This is a genomic window from Cellvibrio sp. UBA7671, assembly GCA_002483145.1.
In the GTDB taxonomy this organism is placed as follows: Bacteria; Pseudomonadota; Gammaproteobacteria; order Pseudomonadales; family Cellvibrionaceae; genus Cellvibrio; species Cellvibrio fibrivorans.
Map to the genome: position 1 here is coordinate 71256 of DLHJ01000001.1, position 24072 is coordinate 95327.

The 24072-nt window shown below is 48.8% G+C and carries 17 protein-coding genes and 1 pseudogene; 3 read left to right on the forward strand and 15 right to left on the reverse strand.

Features of this window, described 5'->3' with window-relative positions:
- Positions 1-269 precede the first annotated feature (269 nt).
- From B4E62_RS00285 to B4E62_RS00325, 9 genes are all read right to left on the reverse strand, one after another.
- Positions 270-863 (reverse strand): YceI family protein, encoded by a 594-nt coding sequence (locus tag B4E62_RS00285; RefSeq protein WP_331350626.1) that lies wholly within the window; start codon positions 861-863, stop codon positions 270-272.
- Positions 864-925: 62 nt separating this feature from the next.
- The gene (locus B4E62_RS00290) at positions 926-1486 is read right to left on the reverse strand and encodes a cytochrome b (RefSeq protein WP_331350627.1); all 561 of its coding nucleotides are present in this window, start codon (positions 1484-1486) and stop codon (positions 926-928) included.
- Between the two features lie 283 nt (positions 1487-1769).
- Positions 1770-2174, reverse strand: a complete 405-nt coding sequence (locus B4E62_RS00295) for an acyl-CoA thioesterase (RefSeq protein WP_331350628.1) — start codon at positions 2172-2174, stop codon at positions 1770-1772.
- 254 nt (positions 2175-2428) lie between these two features.
- Positions 2429-2659, reverse strand: coding sequence for a hypothetical protein (locus B4E62_RS00300; RefSeq protein WP_331350629.1), 231 nt, complete (start codon positions 2657-2659; stop codon positions 2429-2431).
- Between the two features lie 11 nt (positions 2660-2670).
- Positions 2671-7215 (reverse strand): RHS repeat-associated core domain-containing protein, encoded by a 4545-nt coding sequence (locus B4E62_RS00305; protein ID WP_331350630.1) that lies wholly within the window; start codon positions 7213-7215, stop codon positions 2671-2673.
- A gap of 239 nt (positions 7216-7454) precedes the next feature.
- Entirely contained in the window at positions 7455-9623 is a 2169-nt protein-coding gene (locus B4E62_RS00310) for a hypothetical protein (RefSeq protein WP_331350631.1), read from the reverse strand.
- Positions 9624-9857: 234 nt separating this feature from the next.
- On the reverse strand, positions 9858-11231 hold the full coding sequence (locus B4E62_RS00315; protein WP_331350632.1) for a TRAP transporter large permease subunit: 1374 nt from the start codon (positions 11229-11231) through the stop codon (positions 9858-9860).
- Positions 11225-11776, reverse strand: a complete 552-nt coding sequence (locus tag B4E62_RS00320; RefSeq protein WP_331350633.1) for a TRAP transporter small permease subunit — start codon at positions 11774-11776, stop codon at positions 11225-11227. Before B4E62_RS00320 ends, B4E62_RS00315 begins: the two co-directional genes overlap by 7 nt.
- 103 nt (positions 11777-11879) lie before the next feature.
- Positions 11880-13151 (reverse strand): M48 family metalloprotease, encoded by a 1272-nt coding sequence (locus tag B4E62_RS00325; RefSeq protein ID WP_331350634.1) that lies wholly within the window; start codon positions 13149-13151, stop codon positions 11880-11882.
- A gap of 83 nt (positions 13152-13234) precedes the next feature.
- On the opposite strand from B4E62_RS00325, the gene B4E62_RS00330 reads away from it, so the two are divergent.
- On the forward strand, positions 13235-13717 hold the full coding sequence (locus B4E62_RS00330; protein ID WP_331350635.1) for a DUF4265 domain-containing protein: 483 nt from the start codon (positions 13235-13237) through the stop codon (positions 13715-13717).
- Positions 13718-13752: 35 nt separating this feature from the next.
- On the forward strand, positions 13753-14526 hold the full coding sequence (gene yaaA, locus B4E62_RS00335) for a peroxide stress protein YaaA (RefSeq protein ID WP_331350636.1): 774 nt from the start codon (positions 13753-13755) through the stop codon (positions 14524-14526).
- A gap of 56 nt (positions 14527-14582) precedes the next feature.
- Here the strand turns inward: yaaA and B4E62_RS00340 are convergent, their stop codons facing one another.
- From B4E62_RS00340 to B4E62_RS00365, 6 genes and pseudogenes are all read right to left on the reverse strand, one after another.
- On the reverse strand, positions 14583-14768 hold the full coding sequence (locus B4E62_RS00340; protein WP_310074725.1) for a DUF4177 domain-containing protein: 186 nt from the start codon (positions 14766-14768) through the stop codon (positions 14583-14585).
- Complete coding sequence (locus tag B4E62_RS00345) at positions 14768-14998, reverse strand: hypothetical protein (protein ID WP_331350637.1); 231 nt, start codon at positions 14996-14998, stop codon at positions 14768-14770. Before B4E62_RS00345 ends, B4E62_RS00340 begins: the two co-directional genes overlap by 1 nt.
- A gap of 16 nt (positions 14999-15014) precedes the next feature.
- Entirely contained in the window at positions 15015-15875 is an 861-nt protein-coding gene (locus B4E62_RS00350; RefSeq protein WP_310074728.1) for an SPFH domain-containing protein, read from the reverse strand.
- A gap of 197 nt (positions 15876-16072) precedes the next feature.
- Positions 16073-18445, reverse strand: coding sequence for a cellulose binding domain-containing protein (locus tag B4E62_RS00355; protein ID WP_331350638.1), 2373 nt, complete (start codon positions 18443-18445; stop codon positions 16073-16075).
- A 427-nt stretch (positions 18446-18872) separates the two neighbouring features.
- A pseudogene (gene ppk1, locus B4E62_RS00360) lies at positions 18873-20939 on the reverse strand (polyphosphate kinase 1); the annotation flags it as partial.
- 199 nt (positions 20940-21138) lie between these two features.
- Entirely contained in the window at positions 21139-21456 is a 318-nt protein-coding gene (locus tag B4E62_RS00365) for a DUF4156 domain-containing protein (protein WP_310074731.1), read from the reverse strand.
- A 275-nt stretch (positions 21457-21731) separates the two neighbouring features.
- Here B4E62_RS00365 and B4E62_RS00370 point away from each other — a divergent pair, with 275 nt between their 5' ends.
- Positions 21732-23915 (forward strand): di-heme-cytochrome C peroxidase, encoded by a 2184-nt coding sequence (locus tag B4E62_RS00370; RefSeq protein WP_331350639.1) that lies wholly within the window; start codon positions 21732-21734, stop codon positions 23913-23915.
- Positions 23916-24072: the final 157 nt, after the last annotated feature.

Sequence of the window (24072 nt, forward strand, 5' to 3'; positions counted from 1 at the left end):
AACACTCTGTCGCGTTGAACAACAAATTTAAAGGAAATATTCACCTGTATGTGGGGAATTTTTGTTGGTACAGAAAAAATGTCATTCTTGGCTGCATAGCGCACATACCTAATTGGAATTTACAGATGATGCGGTTATGCACTTTATTTTTGTGTTGCCAGCTTAAAACTCTGCAGGATTCAAGAGAGGACGAGGTAGGAAATTGCGGTTACGCTCTAAAACGAAAAAGCCCGGCGAAAGTGCCGGGCTTTTTTTGCAACTAAGGAGTATTACTTCTTGATACCTTCTACTTCCAATTCCAATTGTACGGTTTGCGATGCTGGGCCCAAATCCATTTTCACGTTGAAATCTTTCAGGGTGATAGTGGTTTCACCCGAGAAGCCAGCACGGTAGCCGCCCCATGGGTCTTTACCTTCGCCGACTTTTTCTACTTCGATGGTGATACTTTTGGTCACGCCGTTGAGAGTCAGATCACCAACGATGTCAAATTCATCTTTATCATCCAACACAATTTTTTTGCTGACGAAAGTGGCTTTCGGGAATTTTTCTACGTTCAAAAAATCCGCGCTGCGCAAATGCTTGTCGCGTTCAGCGTGATTGGAGTTAACGCTGCCAGTATCGATAGAGACATTCACGGTGCTCGCTTCGGGTTTCGCAGGGTCGTAAGTGAATTCGCCCGAGAATGTATCAAAACGGCCGGTCAGTACGCTGTAGCCCAAGTGTTTGATTGCAAAATTGATCGAGGCATGTGCGCCTTTGGTATCGATCACATAGGTATCAGCCAGCGCTGGCAAACTCATTACACCAATACTACTCACAGCTAACGCCAGAAACGATTTTTTTAAAGCGATTTGTTTAAACATAAATAAACTCCTTTGGGAATAATCAGTGTGACTAAAAATTAAAACCGTTGTTGAAACATTTATTACTGTAAATCAGATTTTTTTACCGGTTTCAGCATGCGCACTAAAGTGCGGTCGCGAATAACAAAGTGATGCAACAATGCACCGGCAACATGAAACGCAACCAATAGGACAATACCCCACGCCAAATATTCGTGTATCGCACCAGCAAGATCGACGTTTTGTGAACTTAATTCAGTGAATACAGGAAATTTAATGAGATTAAACATACTCGCGGGCTGGCCCTCAGCGGTGGTAATTAAATAACCGCTGGCTAACACAATAAATACAAATGCGTAGAGGCCGAGCTTGACGAGTTTTGCGGCGAGATTTTGCGCGCGCTTGGCAGAAAGCTCTTCCGGTGTTGGATTAATAATGCGCCAGACAACGCGCACCAACATCAACAGCAACACTACCAAGCCCAAACTGATATGTAATTCCGGGCCTTTGTGATACCAGTCATCGTAATAGCTTAAATCCACCATATAGATACCGAGGCCGAATAAAAAAAGTATCAACACAGCGCTGACCCAATGGATCGCAATAGAAAGCAAACCGTAACCGTTGCGGGAATCCTTTAACATGCCTTGCCTCTGGTTCTTATTGATCGAAATGCATCAAACAATGTAGCGAAAATAATGTGAACAGAAGATAACAGTAATGCGTATAAATTACAGTACCGCTAGAGTCTAGCGCGCTGCTGACGAAATTATAGATGCGTTCAAGTAAAGAAAGGTTTAACTGGATAAGTTATTGTTTTTCAGTGGCTTATAAAATCATTTTGCGCTGGTGCGCAAGGAGGGACAGAAAACCAATCGAATTTTTCGTTGCTTATGATCAGTATTTCAGTCATTTCACGCCCGCTTTTTACGCAGGGTTTGGTGCATTTTTCAACACTGGCCGCTTGCGCCCCTGCTCATCGATAGCGACATAGACATATTCACCCTGGGTGACCTGGCTGATTTGATGGGTGAGAAAATCTTTAATCCAGACTTCCACTTTCACACGGATTGACGTGTTGCCAATACGCAGGGTGCTGGTGTAGCAACTGATAATGGCACCTACCGGCACCGGCCGCATAAACACCATACCGCTGACCGCCACTGTAGTCACCCTGCCTTGCGAGACTTCATTGGCATGAATCGCCCCCGCGATATCCATCTGCGCCATCACCCAACCACCAAAAATATCGCCGAAGGGATTGGTATCGGCGGGCATAGTGATGGTTTGCAAGGCGATAGTGCCAGTGGGGGTCACATTAAATGTTTGCATGATGGGTTGATCTCGGAGTGGCAGAACGAGAGTATAGCCCTGATTCGCACGGGATTTATATCTGTGCGTGGGCTGGACTTAAATGGCCAGCGTGCTGCTCTTGACTGACCGGTGAAACTAGGAAAGGTGTTACCAGGCTGCTGACTATATTGACCAGCTTTTCTAACACGCATAAAAAAAGCCTGGAATAAATCCAGGCTTGGCAGACAAGTAACGGTATTTATAACCTTATGACATTAATTCACAACTAAATTTTAAGTTTTTCCTCTTTTAATAAGTAATACATCTTCTTCAATATTTTCGTAATGAATTACTCCATATTTTTCAAATTCGATAAGCACACCTCGATTTAAATAACTCCAATCTATTTTCGAGTAATCCTTCGAATACTGTTCATCATCAATCGAACAAACAACAACTCCCCTAGAGTTTTTAAGTTCGACAATGTCACCTATTTTTAACTCTTGACCATCTGAGTAATTCATTTTTAGAAATCCTACATGGGAGAGGCACCATCTGGTGGTGGTAATTCCGTGGTACCTATCGGTTGCCAGAAGCATTGGCAATTATTTGGATTTTGATTCATTTTATATAGATGTACATGCGATCCAGTATGTGGATAATGCGGTTCACTTGGCGGAACCATGTCCACTCTATAGCGAATGGTACCTACAGGTGGATTACAAGGAGGGCATGTTTTTTTATCATCTAAACAACGCTCAATAATATCTTGAGCCGCTTGGCATGAAGGATGACTAGGATTGAAACTACAATATACAGCTCCAAGACCGACTCCGACAGGTATCAGAATACCTAGTCCACCCACCATTCCGCCAGCAGCTTGAGCAGCTTCTCCTGTTGGATCTACATATTTAATGGGGTTGCCGTTCACATAAGCATAAGTATTAATTCCACCACTTAACCCAATCGGATCAGATTCAATATACCGCCCAACACTCGGATCATAATCCCGAAAGTAGTTGTAATACAGCCCTGTCTCGGTATCCAGATATTGCCCTGGGAAGCGGCTGAATAATTCGATGGTGTTGGTTTGATTTGCGGCGAGTTTGCCGAAGGGTTCGTAGTCACCCATCCATACAACTTGCTGGTTTGCATCAGTTACTACTTGTGGAGTATTTAAATGGTCGCTGTGGATGTAATACACAACGCCATTATTGACCAATGCAATTTGTTGATCGCCCCAGTAAATATATTCACGCAGCGTTGCGCCTGTGCCATCAGTCACGGAAATTAAATGACCCGCTTCGTCGTAGTGATAGATTTCTTTTGTGCCATTTGCCAGTGTTTTTACCGTGCGTTGCCCCAAAGGGTTGTAGCTGTAACTTGCAGCTAAAGCATTGTTCACACTCACATCGGCAAGGCGATTGGCATTATTGAAATTAAATGTTTGTGTAGTGTTATCAGCGGCTGTCCGGTTGATTGGATTTCCAGCGGAATCATAAGTAAAGTCACGGTTGCCGCTGGAGCGTTCAATCTTGTTCAGACGGTTGCTGTTGGTGGGGTAGATATAGGTATCAGTCACACCATTGCGGGTTTCGGTTAAGCGATTGCCAACCGAATCGTAAGTATAACCAAGGTTGCCATAACCACCTGAGGAGCTAATTAGCCGATTAAGTTGGTCGTAACCAATCGTCTGATTCTTTGCGCTATTTAATCCATCATTAATGCTGGTGATGTTATTGACTGGATCATATCCATAAGTGCGATTCAACAAACCGCCTACCTGTATATCTGTGAGGCGATAATTTTGATCGTAGAGCTGACTGTGATTTAAACCGTTGCCATAGGTATAGGTATTGGCCGGACCAAAGGGCAGATAATTGGCATTCTCTATAATAATTTGTTCATTAGCGGTTGCATTGACTTGTGTAGTAATGCTGGTGATGCGCGCCAAATCATCCAGATGGTAATTGATTACCCTGCCTGAGGGGTAGATAACGCTGGTCAGGTTGCCTGCATCATCATAATGGTATTCCGTTGATGAGAAAGTATTGCTGACTTGGGTATATTTTTTAAAGATTAACCCTTGGGCGTTATAAACATAATCAAGATGGATATCGTCTCTAACAATGCCAGTGAGCCTTCCAATGCCGTAATTGTCATTCGCCGTATTGTCATAGACATAAGTGATATTTTCGCTTGGCATTGCAGCATATTCGACAGAGGTCAGACGGTTTAGATCATCGTATCCGTAATCAACCGTTATACCGCGAGCATCGATACTTTGTGTGCGATTACCAAGAGCGTCATAACTGTGTGTGGTTGTGCCTGTGTCAGGGCTGATTTGCCCGATGAGATCACCGAAAGCGTTGTAGCTATAGATGGTCGAATTGCCTTTTGGATCTTTAACGCTGGTTAAATTCCCTTGCGCATCGTAACCGTGTTCGGTTTTTCCATTGAGCGGATTGGTAATAATTTTAAGGCGATTTAATGCATCAAAACTAAACGCAGTTGAGTAGGTGTTAGCATCTACCTCGCCAGTAAGATTGCCACGCGCATCATATAAATACGTGCTTCCCTGGTTGCTGGTGTTCAAGGTATTTTTCAGGCGCGATAATGCGTCATACACATTTTCTTTTACGTAGGTTATATCGCCAGTAGCGTTTTTTATGCGTTCGAAACGCACATTGCTTTCTACATCATACTCATACGTCATTTTATCGCCGAGTGAACTTTCAATTTCAGTCAGGCGTTTAGCTAAATCGTAGTGATAGGTAATCGCTACGCCATTGGGTAAGACGCTGCCCGTTCGATTTCCATTCAAATCATAGCTATAGGTTGTTACTTTGTTATCAATCGACTGGGTGAGGATGCGGCCACGCGCGTCGTAGGTGAATTCGGTTTTTATACCGTTTGCATCGGTCATTTCCAAGAGTCGCCCATTGCGGTCATAGCGAGTAAATTCAGTTACATGACCCAATGCGTTGGTGATTTTCTTTAAATCGCCCAGCGTCCAATCGATGTCGGTGGCCGCATAATATTCTCGCGTTTCGTCGGGTGAATCTGCTGCGGTGCGTGAATAAGTGAGTTGTTGGCCACGGTCATTGTAGGTATAAAACTCGTGACGTGCAGCCAGGGTGTTGTCGAGCGTCGCGCTGATACCAGCGGCGCCATTCGCATCGGTTGTTGCTTGCTGTACTTTGTGGCAGAGCAATGGCAAGGATAAAGAGCTGCAGTTAGCGACCGCATTATTGTTAAAGGGATCTTCATCACCATTATAGATAAACGTGGTAATTACTTTAGGCTCGGATTTTTTTACCGGCTTGCGATGTTGGCTGTGCCATTGCGTAGTAATTTTGCGAATGCCGACTGGCAATGCGGTATTGGCGGGAAGATAGTCAGTACCATTCCCACTTGGAATCCCCTCCACACGCACTGTTTCCAGTGCACGTGCAGAATCATAAGCAAACTGGGTTTTGTGGCCGTTGAAATTGGTTTCCGATTTTTTCAAACCATCAGCGTAATAGGTTGCTGATTGCGTTGCAGCGGCACAACCACTACCGGCGGGTTGATTGGTGCTTGTAACCAGCTTTGTGCCATTGCTCAGCACGGTATTGAAATAGTAAGTACGCGTTGAGTTCAATCCGTCGGTGACTTGGGTATGATTTGAATTGTGTGTCATGGTGCGTTTGAAAGAACCTAGCGCACCTTGGGTGGAGACAGCCTTTCCATTGATATATTTGTAACTGCCTACTACATTCCCGTAGGAGTCAATTTTCCCAGTGAGCATTCTATAGCTATTGTTTCCAGAAATATTCTGAATATCGTTGTAGCTATAACTAATGCTCTCGCCATTAGGCCAAGTAATTTTGCTCAGTAGTTGAAAAAAGGAATGCTGGCCATTTGCGATGAAGGGCAGTGTCGCATACTCGTAAGTGATCTGATGCCCATCGGGCAGTGTCACTGCCGCTAGCCGGAACTCATCATCATAGTGATAGTGTAAACTCCTGCCAAAAGAATCTGTTTGTGATAATAATTGCTGACCAGAGTATGAATATGAGAGCCAACGGCCATCTGTGTATTCAGTGCGCAACAGATTACCCGATGAAGAAAAATAGGATTTGTTACCGGCCACATCGGAAAAAATCCATCCCTCAGCGTTAGGGTTTGTATTAGACGCTAGTGCAATACTTGTCTTTTTACCCATTAGTCCATCAGCTTTTAAAACGCCATTTGTGGAGGTTATGCGATAGCGATGGCGGCCATCTGAGAGATACATAATTTCCGGCGATGAAGAAATAATCGAAACCGGGTCTACATGGGTGTACTCAACCAAACTCATAGGAGACTCGGGTTCCAAGCTATAGCGTTTACGCTTGCTAATAACCACGTAGTCAGAGAAGTCATTTTTAAATATCAGTTTATATCCGGGGCGGAAGTTCCAGCCCCTGTGCTGGCTCATATAAAAACGTTGAATTTTTAAAAGGCCATCAGGTGTTGAAAAGTCCGTTTCCTCCTCAAATTTATCACCTGTACCTATGTTGATAGGGTTACCATCAGCAGGGCAGGATTCTGGCTCTATTGTCAGGCATTCAAAAGTTTGATTTGGAGCTTGCCCAGTTGTCCTACCGCTCAAAGTATCCGGACAACTTAATCTTAAGCTAGCGCCAAGATCGCCAGCACTGGTCTGATGTATTGTTTCGGGCGATGCAGAAGTAATCTTGCTCGCAGATTCAGCTATTCGAGGTAAAAAATAATTAACAGGAATCCCGTTTATGGTATTCGGGTTCACAGGTGAGGGCGATGAGCCTGTGATAATCATTTTCGTACAACTATAACCACCTGTAAGGGTACTAGGTGTAGCTCTACATTTTGCATAGCGTGCTTCATTCGCATTATTGATATTGCTGATCATCTCACCGAGAGAAGAAAATATTTGTTGTTCCCCTCCTGTCAATACATAGCTTGCACTGGGATTGGTAACAACTTCATCGGCAAGTGTAGAGATCGGTGCTATTAAAAAAATCACACAACTTAAACACTTCAAAAACATTTTTATAACCTTCATAAACCTCTCCATTTTTTGAAAGAGCCTATGCTAGCAAATTATCTTTACGAGATTATGTTTTGTGGTTCTGCTTTATGTTTGGTAACTCGAATAGGTGATAAAGAATGCTCACAACAATATTGATTGGCATTTAAATTGCCTACGGGAGTAAAGATCTTGGGAGAGGGATGAGGGTTTTAAAATAAAAAACGACTGCACCATCGGCACAGTCGTTTTAGAGTTACTTAACTATATTGACTCTATGACTGAAACTACAGAACACCCACTACACCTGGCACTCCTGTCCAAGTTTTGCCGAGCGCATCGACAAAGGTAATTTCAAGTGAATAACCGCTATCAGTCGCGGGTAATTCGATGGTGCGAATTAAATTGCCCATGAAATAAAACGGCATTTCCTCGTCATCACCGCTGGTATCTACCGTGAAGTTGCCGCTAAAACTTTGTATTGTGGTTGTACCGTCCAGACTTTTTACTTTGATCTGTGCACTCATAGGGAAGGTATCGAAGTTGCTATAAGCCATCAGGGTCAGAGCCTTAGTTGCCGGATCATACATACCGGTAACTACCGGTTGGCTGTGTTTAATCACTTCGGTTTTCATCACTACCTGAGCGCCGTTATCACTCAACTCATCAGAATCGAGATTGCCATCAATCCGAGTAACCTGCATGGGTTCTTCATCAGGCTGCGCGATCAATGCAGCAAAATTCAAAATAGTGTATTCGCCGCCGCACGGCAGGTTTAGGCGATAATTTCCTTGAGTGTTGCTGGTCGTAAAATCAAAACCAAATATCGACGAATTTTGGCCAGTAAATCCGTAGACAAAATTGCGATTGACCGGTGCACCACTTTCATAAATAAAGTTGCCGCTCACTTCACACAGCTGGGGACGTGTTAGAACTAATTGCTGCACAGGGCTATTAACACAATTGGTTGAGAGTGTGACCTTGTGGGTCACATAACCAAATTCACTTTCATCAAAGAAAATAACCTCAGCTTCCAAATCAGGGGCCATGTTGGATTGGGCGATACGAATGCTGGCATTTCCGTTGCTATCAGTAGTGAAAAAACTTGAAGCAAAATTAAAATTGTCATCGTTATCCATCACAAAACCATTGATACCGGTGAGTGCCTGGCCATCAGGATTTTTTAGTTGGATGTTTGCGCAATAATCCGTAGGTTGGTTAAACGCCAGCGGATAATCAAGGTTCCACCATTCGCGTTGAAAAATTTCATTGGTAACTAAAATTTCCAAGGTAAATATTTCAGTGGCGCAATTAAATACCGTTTGCGTTGCGGGAACCTGCTGAGCTGCTTCATTATACAGCGTGCCTTGGCCAATCAAATCCCACAGACCACTGGCAGGATTGTAGGTATACACCGGGATTTGAAAACCAGACTGGTTAGGCGCGCTATCGCCCAAACTTTCCAGGAGCGCACAACTTTGCGGCGGGATTTGATAATTAATCAGAACGGGTTCTTCCGCAATAGCTTTCTGGTTGCCACCGGCTTTAGCTATTTTTTGCTGGCGCGCTTTGCGCATCGCCGTCACCAGCGTTTCATTGTTATTGGTTTTGATTTCGGCAAAATTAAAACCAACCGAGGCTAATTGATTGCCATCAGAGTCCGCGTAGGCACCCGGGAAAAATTCAGCATCTTCCGGGCTATTGGGATCAAACGTGCGCACCGCAACATCCAGTGAACTGGTGTCGTCGGGTAATAGGGATTGTGGGATGTTAATCAGCAGGCTATTGCTCTGCTGATCGTCATCAGCGCTGACCTGAATATTAAAACCGGATAACTCCAGACCGGATGCTGTAGTCGCGGTGCCAGCCACTACGGTTTGCACTGGAATTGCTTGCAGTTTTGCATCCAGATTAATTTGATTTTCTGCGTCGAGTTTACGCGCAAAAGAGGTGTAGCCCGGTGCGCTGACATTCACTGCAATGCTGGTAGCGCCAGCACCACTCAGGTCTGCACTGAAGCGCAACTCATCGCTGCTGCTGTAGTCACTCGCGATAGGCGTGGTGCTTGCCAACACCTGCTCATTTTTATCCAGAAGATGCACCGTGACTTGCACCTGGTTTTCATCCAGCGTACTGGCATCGCCATCGGTGGTGAAACCATTAATAGTGCCATTAATTTTTACCAACACCGTTGCGGTGGAAGCTGAGCTCGATGACACTGCAGTTGACGATGGTGCTATCGATGAAAGTGCTGTTGATGATGGCGCCATCGAAGAAGGTACAGCACTAGTCGTCAACGAACTGGTTACTGCAGAGCTTATCGCGATTGAGCTGGCAGCCATTGAACTACTAGATGCAGCGCTGGAACGGTTTGCGGGTTTGTCATCACCACCGCCACCACATGCAGCGAGGGTGAGTGCAGTTATGACTGCACTGAAACGTAATAGAGGTAACATAAAATTCTCCCTGTGATAAATAAAAATTCCCTGCTTAGCGCAATGACTGCGACTAAACCAGAAAGCGGCAAGTTTGTGTTGGATTAACTGAATCGAAACTGAAAACACGGCAAGCTATGACGTTAATGAGATTCACATCACATTAACGACACAGAGTAAATTCGGCATTGCGGTTAACCGATATACGGCGTAAATCGTCGCATATTGGTTTGCGCGAAGTTGTTAAAAAATGTGTTACATCTGCTCCGGCAACCACGTCACCAAACCTGGCCAGACCGACATTGCACACAGCAAGAGCAATTGCAAAATAATAAACGGAATAACGCCGCGATATATTTCGCTGGTCTTGATGCTCGCCGGCGCAACGCCGCGCAAGTAAAACAAGGCGAAACCAAAGGGTGGGGTGAGGAATGAGGTTTGTAAATTCACCGCAATCATAATACCTAGCCAAATTGGGTCTACACCCATGGCGAGCAATACTGGGCCAACGATCGGTACTACGACAAAAATAATTTCGATAAAGTCGAGAATAAAACCCAATAGGAACATCACCAACATCACCAGGAAGACGGCCGTGAAAACACCACCGGGTAGCTGACTGAAAAAACTATGCACTAGCTCTTCGCCACCAAAACCGCGAAATACCAAAGAGAACAGTGATGCGCCGATTAAAATCATAAAAATCATGGCGCTGATTTGAATGGTAGAACGGCTCACTTCGCGCAGGCGCGCGACATTGAATTGTTTTTTCCACAGCGCCAACAAGCAGGCACCCAATGCGCCAACGCCAGCTGCTTCTGTTGGTGTGGCGGCGCCAATTAAAATCGAGCCCAGCACCAGACCGATAAGCAGCATCACTGGCAACAAGCTCAGCAACACACGTAAAAATGAAACCTGCTCTTCTGCTTCATCGATTTGAATGCGCGGCACAATATTAGGGCGCAACCAAGCGGTGAAGAAAACGTAGAGCATATAAAGTGCAACCAATGCCAAACCAGGCACTATGGCGGCAATAAATAAATCGCCTACCGAAATGGTTTTGGGGCTGAAAACCCCGAGCTTTAATTGCGCTTGTTGATAGGCGCTGGAGAGTACATCGCCAAGCAGTACCAGTACAATCGACGGTGGAATAATTTGCCCGAGCGTGCCCGTTGCGCAAATAGTGCCGCAGGCAAAACTTGGGGCGTAACCGCGTTTTAACATCAGTGGCAACGACATTAACCCCATAGTGACCACAGTTGCGCCAACAATACCGGTGCTGGCGGCGAGCATGGCGCCCACCAGAACTACCGAAATACCCAATCCACCAGGCAAGCGCCCGCAAGCTTTGGACATATTCTCTAACAAATCTTCTGCCAGCCGCGATTTTTCCAAAATGCCGCCCATAAACACAAACAGCGGCACTGCAACCAGCGTGTAATTATTCATGATGCCGTAGAGGCGCGATGGAAAACTTTTTAATAAATTCGGATCGAAAATGCCACCAACAATACCGAAAGCGGCAAACGCCAAAGCAACACCGCCGAGCGTAAAGGCAACCGGGTAGCCGAGCATTAAAAAAATGCAGATGGCGGCAAACATAAACAGCGGAATTAATTCAATTAGCATGATGCACCCTCCGCTGCCGGTGCAATGTTCATTAACACCAGTAACCCGCGCAACAGTTCTGCGATGGCTTGCAAACTGACGCTAACTGCCATAATCGGCAACAGGGTTTTTAATAGATACACTCCGCCAATACCACCCGAGTCGGTTGAACCCTCGTTAACTCGCCAGCTCTCTTGCACAAACTCCAGACTGCCCCAACCGATAAAAATCATCAGCGGCAGCGTGAACAATAAACTGCCCAACACCTCCACCCAGGCGCCCGCCCGTAGCGACATTTTTTTATGCACTATATCCACGCGCACATGGCCATCATTTTTTAATGTGTAGGCAGCGCCGAGCATAAATACGGCTGCGTGCATGTAGGTAACCGATTCTTGCAGGGCGATTGAACCTATACCGAATAAATGGCGCAAGCCGACGACGATGCAGGCAATGATGACCATAATGCCAGTGAGCCAAGCCGTGGTGGTGCCGGTAAACTCAGCGATGGTATCGAGCCAGCGAACAATGGGATTGGGCGATGAGGATATAGACGTATTATTCATGGATTGGATTTTATCGGATTTGTGTGGCGGCGATTATACGCAAAGGCTTAATCGCCGCCGTGTTTTTATTGTTGTGATACAGGTTGTGCCGCAGAAAAATTAATTACTGCAATTTGCCTAGCTTGGCATTGGCAGCTTGGCCAATTTCACCACCACCTTGCGCTGCCTGTTGATAATATTGCTGCGCTTGCGCGCGATTGCCTTTAGCAAGTGAGACTTCACCTAAATAGTAGGCAGCAATTTGCGTGGGTAAATAGCGCTGACCGGTAAGTAAATCTTTCTCCGCCATATCGTTTTTGCCCAATTGGCTATAGGCAATTCCGCGAAATACATAGGGCTTGAAATATTTGGGATTGGCTTGCACCGCACGATCCAACGCCGCAACAGCTTCGCTGGTTTTATCTTGCTGCAACAGCAGTTGGCCTTTCATCTCCCAGAATAAATTTTCTTTCGGTTGCTGGGCGATGGATTGGTCAACGTAGGCGAGTGCATCGATATATTTTTTCTCGCCCGCCAACTTCTGCGCTTTTTGATAATTGGCGTAGGCTTTTTTATCTTTGGTCACTTGCGCCATGGCACGTTGGAAGGCTTCTTTATTGCGCACACCACCGGGGTATTTAGCTGCATGTTGGCGATTTTTGCTTACACGCTCTTGTGAGGGTGGATGGCTGGCAAACAAGCCTTCGATAAATCCGGCGTTTTTCCCTTCTGATAATTTCACAAAAATTTCCTGCAGCTCGACTGCCGCTTGCGCATCGTAGCCCGCTTTGGCCATGTACTTCATGCCCACTTCGTCGGACTCCAATTCATGGGAGCGACCATATTTCGCTTTCCATGCCTGTGAGCCAACAGCCAATGCCCCCACCCCCAGAGCACCGTACTCGGGCTTTTTCTCCGCAATCGCGACACCGGCGATCAACACACCCGCCCCCATCAATACATTCTGGGTTTGCTGTTGGGCACCGTGGCGCGCAGCGGCGTGCACAATTTCATGGCCCATTACGGCCGCAAGTTGGGCTTCATCTTCCAGATAGACCAACAGGCCGCGGTTGATCGCGAGCTTTCCGCCAGGCATCGCCCAGGCGTTGGGTACATCGTTATTGAGCACGACGAATTCGTAGGGCAGGTTGGGGCGGTCGCTCACCGCGGCGAGTTTTTTACCCACTTGCTGCACATAAGCTGTCAAACCGGGATCAACCACATACTGGCCCCCCTGGGATTGTTGCGCGGGCACATAGTTTTGGGCGCCGGATGCAATCTCCTGCTCGGGCGACATCAGCGAGACCTGACTTTTACCGGTCACCGGGTTGACCACACAGCCGGTCAAAGACCATGCGAGGGCACTGATAGCGAGAATTGGGGAAAGTAATTTCATAACAGGACTCCTTGAGACAGAGGCGGCTATAATGCCACATCTTTTTTACCACACGACTTTTAATACAAGGTGAACGTTTTTCGATGAAATCCCTGCAAGTAATTGAGCTTTTTGCCGGTATCGGCGCCGACGGCAAACCGATTGTCGAGCAACTCCATGTGAGCGAACTGGAGGACGGCAATTTCCAACTGGTGCAATCGCCCGCGTTTGCCAAGGGTTTGGCCAGCGGCGACGTAGTCAAAATGCTCCCCGACACACGCGAGTTTGATTTGGTGCAGCGCAGCGGCAACCTGAGTGTGCGCGTGTTTAGCCGCAGCGATATCCAGGCGCTGGGCGATGTGCTCACAGCAGAGCTGGAAAAACTGGGCGGTGAACTGGACCGCGAAACCCCGCGTATGTTGGTCTACTCCATCCATGTGAGCTGTGGTTTCAGTGCGATTGAAAGCATCCTCAACGAATACGTAGGGCGCGACGGCCAAAGCGCTTGGATGTACGGCAATGTCTACGATCCCGCCGACGGCGAAACACCGCTCAATTGGTGGCTGGATCTGCTCAAACCTGAATAGCGTTTTACTTCACTCGTCGATATCGAACCCAATTTATGCTGCACCTTATTTCGCCCGCAAAAACCCTGGATTTTGAAACACCACCCAAGATTGCCGAATTCACCCAGCCACAATTCCTTGAGCACTCGCAGGAGTTGATTGCGGAGTTGCGCCAGCTGACCGCGCCGCAAGTTTCAAAGCTGATGACTGTCAGCGAAAAGCTGGGCGAATTAAATGCGCAGCGTTTCCTGGAATGGCAATTACCCTTTACACCGACTAACGCCAAACAGGCCGTGTTGGCGTTTAAGGGCGATGTGTATACCGGGATGGAGGCGGAGCAATTCTCCAAAACCCATTTCACGTTTGCGCAACAACATTTACGCATCCTTTCGGGTTTATATGGATTGCTGCGCCCGCTTGACTTGATCCAACCCTATCGCCTGGAAATGGGTACCAGCTTCGCCAACGCACGCGGCAAAAACCTGTATCACTTCTGGGGCGATATCATCACCGACCAACTCAATCAGGAATTGGATACGCAGAAAGAGCGGGTGTTGGTGAACCTTGCCTCTAACGAATACTGGAGTGCGGTGAATACCAAAAAATTACACGCCGAAGTAATTACGCCCGTGTTTAAAGATTGCAAAAACGGCCAGTACAAAATCATCAGCTTTTTCGCTAAAAAAGCGCGCGGCATGATGAGCGCTTACATTATTAAAAATAAAATAAAAAAAGTAGAACAGCTTAAAGGCTTTGATACCGCAGGTTATTACTACGACAAGCGCAGTTCGTCGCCGAAGGAGTGGGTTTTCTTGAGGGAGGAGAATTAAAATACATAGCGTTAAGAGAAGAGCAGGCTTGATTAACCTGCTCTCGATTCAGACCATTATTTTTGCCGCTTGAATATCGCAATCACTCCACTGACCGTACCCAAACCATTTGGGGAAATACTCACTAATTCCCAACCCTCACGCCCAAGTGCATCTAATTGTTGATTGAGTGCTTCGGCATCAATTGCGCCCGAAAAAAAGCTGCGCTTTTTATATGAAAGTGTTTTGTATTCCCAACGCATTATTTATCCCCTTCTTCATTAAGATTGTCGCTATCAAGTTGCTCAGTCTCGATTGACTCAAGATCAGTGACGACTTTTTGGATCAATTTCACACGCCCGCTTTTGACCAGTGCATCGCGCAAAACAAATTCAATTTGCGCATTCAGGCTGCGCAAGTCATCGTCAGCCCAGCGCTGCATGGCGGCGATGACTTGTTCGTTGATGCGCAGCGGAAAGGATTTTTTTGTCACGCGCTATCACCTTTAATTACGAGTAAAGTGTGCCTGTATTGATCACCGGTTTTGCTTGCTGATCACCGCAGAGTACGATCAACAAATTACTCACCATCGCCGCTTTGCGTTCGCCATCCAATTCCACCACACCCTGCACTTTTAATTGATCCAGCGCATCGGCCACCATACCCACAGCACCCTGCACAATAATTTTGCGCGCCGCCAGTACCGCGCTCGCCTGTTGCCGCTGCAACATGGCTTGTGCAATTTCCGGCGCGTAGGCCAAGTGGCTTAGGCGGGCTTCAAGTACATCCACACCCGCTTTTTGCAAGCGATCCTGCACTTCACTTTTTAGTTTCAGGGCGATGGCATTGGAATCACTGCGCAGGGATAGTCGCTCATCGTCAGTGTCGTGCTCGTAGGGGTAGCTGGTCGCCAGATTGCGCAGCGCTGCCTCGCTTTGGATGGTGACATAATTTTCGTAGTCATCTACTTCAAATACCGCTTCGGCGGTATCGACCACACGCCACACAATTACCGCTGCAATTTCAATCGGATTGCCGTTGGAATCGTTCACTTTCAAACGCCCGGATTCAAAATTGCGCACACGCAAGCTGACCGATTTCTTACTGTAAAGCGGGTTGGCCCAGCGCAGACCGTTGTTACGATCGGTGCCTGCGTATTGCCCAAACAATTGCAACACCTTGCCCTGATTGGGCTGCACCATATAAAAACCGAACCAGCAGATAAAAATAACAATGGCGGCCAGTATCGCAATCGCCTTGATGGCGCCCGGCATAAACACAGCACCGGCGACACTGAGTATTTGCAATGCCAACAAGACGACCAACAGCAAATAACCTGACCCGCTGCGCGCTTCAACTTCATGAACCATGACTTTCTCCTTTAGGGTTTTTCGAATCGCATGATTGATATCATTTAGATATCAATTTAATACTGGTTTTATCCAAAGTAAAGGGAAGATAAAACAAAACCTCATCAATCCAGACGATGACTGCGCAAACCAAAAACAAACAGGCCGATGGTATTTGCCATCGGCCTGTTTGTTTGTCGCCTTCTAACCCATGTGGATTATTGGCAGGCAGACCCCGTGATCACCGGAATTTCAGCCGTGCCTGAGTGAGTACCCTGGAAACCGAACTCAACAGACTGCCCCGGTTGGATTGTGCTGTTCCAGCTCAGGTTAGTTGCTGAGTAGGGATTGGTGCCAGTGACAGTGGCGTTCCAGGTCCCGCTTAAACGAGTGCTGCCCGCATAAGTCCAACTCACACTCCAGCCATTGATCGCGCTGGTGCCTCTATTGGTAATCCGGATCGCACCAGTGAAGCCGGCCCCCCAGTTATTGCTCACTGTGTAGCTGCAGTTGCTACCCGCGGCTGCCCGGCTGCTGGCAATGCTGCTCGCCACGCTCGATGCCGGTCTGCTACTCGCGGGAATAGAGCTGGCGGGTGTGCTGCTACGCGATGAACTGCTTAACGCCACTGAACTACTGGAACGACTGGATGAAACCATCGGCAGCGATGAGGCAGGCTTACTTGAAGCAACGCTGGAGCTACTGGCCGGAGTGGTAGCGTTGGGGTTGGTGCCCACAAAGTACAGGTCCGGTGCCGCCGGTGTTGCCATGCCATCGCCGAGGAAAAAGCCGGTGTGTGGCGGTTGGTTATAACCCACATTTTGCCAGGCGATGGCAGTGCGGTACTGGGTGTCGTGCATCAGCGTGCGCAGCTTGTGGGTGGTCAGGGTCGGGGTGCTGAAAATCAACAATTGGCTGTTGTTTTCATGGCGCCAGATCACCTCTTCACGCCAGTCACCCAGCAGGTCTGCCGATAAACCGGGGGTGGATTTGGTGCCGTTATTAGATGCGGCGCCGTAGTTGTAGGCGGTGAGCAAACGGCTGCTGTTATTACTGCTGTAGTTCCACTTGTCGATCATGGTGTTGTTGAGCTGTTCGCGCAGTAGATCGCCATCCCACCAGGCCGCAAAGTTGGTTGATGCTGGTTTGGTAGTGCCTATCTGACCGCCGGTGGGATTGTTCAGCCCGCCCACGCTCGCCCAGCTTTCGGCGCCCGCGGTGCGCGGGTCTATATCCATAATTACTCCACGGCCGACATCTGCGCCGCCGCTGGGAAGGCTCCAGATAACCTGGCCGGTCTTGGCGTCATGCATATCGACGCCAGTGGCGTTGGACTCATGCACCATAAACACTTCCAAACCCGGACGGCTGGGGATGAAATCAGAGAGGTGCAGCGCATCGCCGTGACCGAAGCCGGTGGAGTACATGAGGGTGCCGTTGTCGTTGATGGTAGCCGCACCGTAGACGATTTCATCTTTGCCGTCCTGGTCCACATCGCCCACGGTCAAACTGTGCGCGCCCTGACCGGCGGCGGCACCATTGCCGCTGGCAGTGCTGTCAAAGGTCCAGCGACGGGTGAGCTGGCCATTGCGCCAGTCCCAGGCGACCAGCACTGCGCGGGTGTAATAACCGCGTGTGAAGACCAGACTAGGGCGAGTGCCGTCGAGGTAGGCAATGCCCGCAAGGAAGCGGTCAACCCGGTTGCCGTAACCATCGCCCCAACTGCTGACGGTGCCGCGCGCGGGCAGGTAGTCGGTTGATGCCATGGCTACACCAGTCTGGCCGTTAAACACGGTCAGATATTCGGGGCCCGAGAGGATATAACCGCTGGCATTGCGGTAGTCAGTATTGGCGTTGCTGCCGCCTTGCACAGTACCTGCGGCATCGCGCGTGCCCGGTGCGGTTTTCATCGCTACTTCGGCTTTGCCGTCACCGTCCAGGTCGTAAACCATAAACTGGGTGTAGTGGGCGCCCGCGCGGATGTTTTTGCCCAGATCGATGCGCCACAAACGCGTGCCATTCATTTCATAGGCATCAACAATGACGTTGCCGGTATAGCCACTTTGCGAGTTGTCCTTGGCATTGGAAGGATCCCACTTCACTACGATTTCATATTCACCGTCGCCATCCAGATCGCCCACACTCAGGTCATTGGGAGCGTAGGTATAGGCCTCGCCACTCGGCGTAGTGCCGCCATTCGGACGGTTGAGGTTGACTGCCAAATAGGGGTTTGCCCATGTGGCTTTAGCCGGATTGGCCGCCAGTTCGGTACCATTAATGACCGCGCGTACGGTGTAAGCCGCGCTGGTGGTACCGCTGGTATCCAAGTAGTTAGTGCTATTGGTAATAGGCGCTGCGGTGATCTTGCTGCCATTTCGATAGACGTTAAAACTGATGCTGGCCGGGTCATTACCCAGCATCCGCCAACTAATTAACACGCCACTGCCGGAGGGGAGTGCGACTACCCCGCGGTCCAGATATTCCGCTTGCCGGGCGGCAAAGCTGGGTAACGCCATAATGCCGGACAGCCCGGCGCACAAACATGCCAATAAGGTTTTGCGCAGCCAAGGCTGCGGATGACGTTTGATCATGATGGTTCTCGCTTGTTATTCGTAGTGATAAACATGAGGCTTGCACCTACGGCGCCAAGGCGTGTAGCTGTGGTGCTGCGGTAGTAAGTCCCTGCGTCAGGTTTTCGGGTATTACGACACTTTGCCGAGCGTCAGGTACAGCATGTTTTATTAAAATTATGGGATCGGGCTCCGCTGGAGAGATCCGGTTTGGGCGCCGGAAGCGGGTTTCGCTAGAGTATATAAATCGGATTTATATGGAAGGCTTAATTAGCGACAAATGCGACTTGGATGGTGCTTGGTTGCACAAAATGAGAAACCGGTTACAAGGTTTTTTCTCATACAAAGTAAGGATTTCATCAATGAATAGAATGCTGCGGGATTATTGCAGGCCTCCTCAGTAGGAGGCCTGCATGTTGGAACGCGCAGATGATCGGTTGATGCGCGTTTAAACGACGGCGTGCGCCGACCAGCGCTCCAGCAAAATCGCCTGGGCATCGACCAGCTCCGCACCTTCCTGGACTTGGCAGGGCACGTAGCTGCCATCTTCTTGCAATAACCAGGCGTGGGTATTGTCAGCGAGGTAGAGCTGCATATCCTCCAGAATGCGGTCGCGGATTTTTTTGTGTTTGATCGGAAAGCAAGTTTCCACCCTGTGGAACATATTGCGCAGCATCCAGTCGGCGCTCGAACAAAATAATTCCGGGTTGCCGTTATTTTCAAAATAAAACACGCGATGGTGTTCGAGGAAGCGGCCGATAATCGAGCGCACGCGGATATTTTCTGACAAGCCCGCAACACCGGGGCGCAATTGGCAGACGCCGCGCACGATCAAATCGATCTGCACACCGGCTTGCGATGCGGCGTAGAGTTCGTTCACCAACTCTTCATCGTAAAGCGCATTCATTTTGGCGATGATGCGCGCGGGCTTGCCCTGCTCAGCGTGTTCTCTTTCTGTGCGGATGCGCTTCACCATGCCCTTGTGCAAGGTGAAAGGCGCGTATAAAAGCGCTTCCATTTTGGATGCTTTGCCCATGCTCGATAATTGCAAAAAGATGCGGTACACATCTTCGCCAATATCTTTGTCGGAGGTGAGCAATCCGTAGTCGGTATAAATTTTACTGGTGCGCGGGTGATAGTTGCCGGTGCCCAAATGCACGTAATAGCGCAGCTTGCCGGTTTCACGACGCGCGACCAAAATCATCTTGGCGTGGGTTTTAAAACCCACCACACCGTAAATCACATGGATACCAAACCGCTGCAAGCGCTCGGCCAGTGCCACGTTTTGCTCTTCATCAAAACGCGCGCGCAATTCTACAATTGCAGTCACTTCTTTACCGGCTTTGGCGGCGGCGACCAGTGCATCCACAATCGGCGAATTGGAGCCGGTGCGATACAAGGTTTGTTTAATCGCTAATACGCTCGGGTCGGCGGCGGCTTCGCGCAAAAAATCTACCACGCCCTGAAATGAATCGAACGGGTGATGGAGCAAAATATCCTGCTTCTGCAACACTTCAAAATAGGAGTTGGTGCGCTTGGGCAATTTGGGCATGGCTTGCACAAAGGGTTTGAAATAATGCGCAGCGTCTTTGACCAAATCAAACAAATCGCCGTAGCGATTTAAATTCACCGGCCCATTAATGCGGTACAAATCGCGCTCTTTAATTTCGCAGCGCTGCAATAAAAATTGCTCCAACTCCGAGGGGCAGGTATCGGTAATTTCCAAACGCACTTCATCGCCGTATTGGCGATACGCCAACTCACCTTGAACGGCGCGCAACAAATCGTCGGTCTCTTCTTCGTCGAGGAAAATGTCAGAGTTGCGCGTGAGGCGGAATTGATAGCTTTCCATTACAGTCATGCCGACAAATATTTCGGCCATAAAAAAATGGATGATGGAGGAGATAAATACAAAGTTGCGCCCGTTAATACTCAGCGCTTCGGGCAATTCAATAATGTGCGGTAGCGAGCGCGGCACCTGCACGATCGCGCGGCCGGAATTGCGGCCGAAGGCGTCTTTGCCATCGAGGCGGACAATAAAATTCAAACTCTTGTTGAGGATGCGCGGAAATGGATGCGCAGGGTCGAGCCCGATCGGGCTGAGCACCGGCAGTACATCGGATAAAAAGATATGTTTGAGGTATTGGATTTGCTCCGGGTTCCAATCTTCGCGGCGCAGTACCTGAATGCCCTGTTCACGCATAGACGGCAACAATTCGCTGTTGAGTATGCGGTATTGCTCAGCCACCAACTCATGGGCGCGCAGGGAAATTTCATTCAGGGTCTGGGTCTGGGTCAAGCCGTCCGGCCCCTGGGTGGGCGGCGCATTGCGCTCAAGTATTTCTACCAACCCGCCTACACGCACCTCAAAAAACTCATCGAGGTTGGTGGAAAAAATGCACAGAAAACGCAGCCGTTCCAGCAGCGGTAAACTGCGGTTGTAGGCTTGATGAAGGACGCGTTTGTTAAATTCGAGCAGACTCAGCTCGCGGTTGAAATAGGCGTTAGACACCTTGTACCTCGTTACCCGATTTGTGTTAAGCCAATAATTCGCGCCAGATTATGTCAATCATGTGACAGAAATAAGACAGCAGTTGCTTGGTGCTAACACTAGCAAAGTTTTGGGTGCAAGAGTGGGCTTAGTGCAAAAAGCGGGAATATGAAGTCTGGGGATCAAGGGAAGACCTTGGGCAAGCACCCAAGGTCTAAAAAACTTAGTTGCACTTATACACATCAAAACTCTGGCGGCCATCTTGTACCAGGCTGACGGGCACTATGGTGTCGCCGCCAAATTGGGTGGCCTCATTGCGTGCAAGGTTAGTCAGTTCAGTCGCCACTTTTTCAGGTGAGCGTTTCATTGAGCCGACAAAGTTATCTTTCACTTTGACGTTCACGGTGCGCACTTTTTCGCAGTTGCGCACATTGGCAGCATTGGCAACAGCTACGCTGGCACCTTGCTCGCTCACTTTTACCCAGCTACAGGCGCTGGTCAGGCTGACGATGGCGGCTAACAGGAGAGTGGTTTTTTTCATGGATAATTTTCCTCAGAAATGATTAATCAATAATCAGGGGACAAAAAACTCGCGGCTACACTAATCCCATAGCGGTCGAGTTGCAAGCCGCGGCGATCGGCGTGCCGCCGGTGTAATGTGCGGTAATAATTATTTTTGGTAATCGCGCCCATGAGTAGTATCTTTGGCGAGCATCTGCTTACCCCGGGTAAGTTGATTTTGCTGCAACCCTGCTAGTCGCACGACCAACATAAGAAATTTACCGATAGGAAAATCGCTAAAGAGGAGTTAACCCTATGGGCGCATTAAAAACCGGCCTGAGTAATTTATTTTCCCGACGCAGTTTATGGCGGCTGACCAAGCTGCTGATCATTTTCGCCATCCCCATGGGGATAAGCCTCCTGATCGGCAAGATCTACCAAAACTGGGACGATGATCCGGAGCGCGGCGCCATCGCGATTGAAAACGGCGCCTTTGGCGAAAACTATTCCACACCGATTTATCTGGACCAGGGCTGGAATGCTAACGACAGTCTCTGGTACTACAACACCACCCAGGGCTCGGCGTTAATGCCCTACGACTTTTTTATCGCGCTGGAGCAAAGCGATTCGACCGAGCCGTTCCGCGCCAACAGCCTGATCGATAAATACCGCTACCTCCCGCAAAAGCCGACCTTTTTTAACCCTGACGGCCTGCCGGTCGGATTTGTTAAAGAGTCTTACCAAGGTAATGATTACATCGGCTTTACCTGTGCCGCTTGCCACACCGGGCAGGTGAATTACAAAGGTAACGCCATTCGTATCGATGGCGGCCCCGCCATGGCCGATATGGTGGGCTTCCTTACCGATCTGCAAAAAAGCCTGGATATTGCCTTGGCTAACAGCGAGAAAAACCAGCGTTTTGTCGCCAAGGTACTGGAGCTCAATAACACCTATTCCAACGCCGATGACGTACAAGCTGACCTCCAGCGCTGGGCGCGCAAAATCCGCCTGTACAACAATATCAATGCATCAAGAGTTGAATATGGCTATGCCCGCCTTGATGCGTTTGGGCGTATCTACAACCGTGTGCTGGAGCATGTTATCAACCGCAACCAGGTGCGCGATGTGTTGCTGGGGGCGACCAAATCCGAAGACGACGATACCAACCTGCTTACACCGGTGCAGGTAGATAAAGTGTTGGAAGACATCAGTGAAACTATTATCGGCGACTTGCAGTTTGCCAAAATTATCGACCGTTTGATGTCCACCAAAGAAGGATATCCAGCACTCAGTTTGGCGGTGATGAACGAGCGCATCAAACCACTGCTGTTCAACGAGCCCAATGCACCGGTCAGCTACCCCTTCCTGTGGGACATAGTGCAATCCGACTATGTGCAGTGGAACGGTCTGGCATCCAATGCCGGTGTAGGGCCTCTCGGGCGCAATACGGGTGAGGTAATCGGCGTTTTTGGGATTCTCGATTGGACCGCGCACAAACGCGGTTGGAGTTTGCCAGCGCTGGTGACTGGCCAAAAGAGCAAGAGCTACCAAATCGATTTCACTTCCTCAATTGATCTGGTGAACCTGTCGCGGCTGGAATCGCATCTGGCTAGTTTGACCTCGCCCGTGTGGCCCACTCAAAAGGCGGATAGCCCGCAGCAGGAGATAGCCAAAGCGATTTTTGACAAGTTACCTGAGTGGCAAATAGACGGTACAAAAGTGCGCCGTGGCCGTGCGCTCTACGCCGAGTATTGCGAGTCCTGCCATGAGGTGATTGATCGCACTGACCATGATCGTATTGTCGTTGCCAGTATGTTGAATATTGATGTGGCGGGCACCGACCGCGCCATGGCTGAAAATAGCGTCAACTACACTGGTTTCTCCGGCAATTTTAAAAATACCTATCAAACCGAAAGCGTAGGTGGACTGGTAATCAAGGATCGCGCGCCGGTAGTGCAAATCCTCACGGCGGCTACTATGGGCGAAGTCACCACCGCGCCGGATCCGGATAAATGGTGGCCGCGTCGCGCGCTCGACTGGCTGTATATGCTGGCGCATTCCTTCTTTGATAATGAAATCAAAGCCAGTGTAAAATCCGGCAACTATCAACCGGATACCACCGCATCGCCCTACCAATCGCTGCTATCCTACAAAGCGCGCTCATTAAATGGCATCTGGGCGACCGCGCCCTACTTGCATAACGGCTCAGTGCCGAGCATTTATGATCTGCTCTTGCCGGTGAAGCGCGATGGCGATCCTGCTGATGGGCTCTATCGCCCGACCGAATTTGAAGTGGGCAGCCGCGAATTTGATCCGCGCAAAGTCGGCCTGCGCACTGAAGGCTATGATGGATTTACCTTCAAGGCGAATAAGCGTGGCGACTTTAACATCGGCCACGAATACGGCACGATCCATGCGCCTGCAGTTAATGGCGAAAAACCAGAGCCGTTGACCGATGAGGAGCGGTGGGATTTGGTTGAATATATTAAAACCCTGTAGGTCTGAAACCTTAACACAGGGTGTAATCAAAGGAACGATAGCGCCACTTTTTGCTGTATTGTCCACACGGGTAATATGGCAAAGGTGGCGTTCTTGCATCTGTGGATGGTGAAACCATCGGCATCAGAAACTATCGATAGGGAAAAAGGTCGATGAT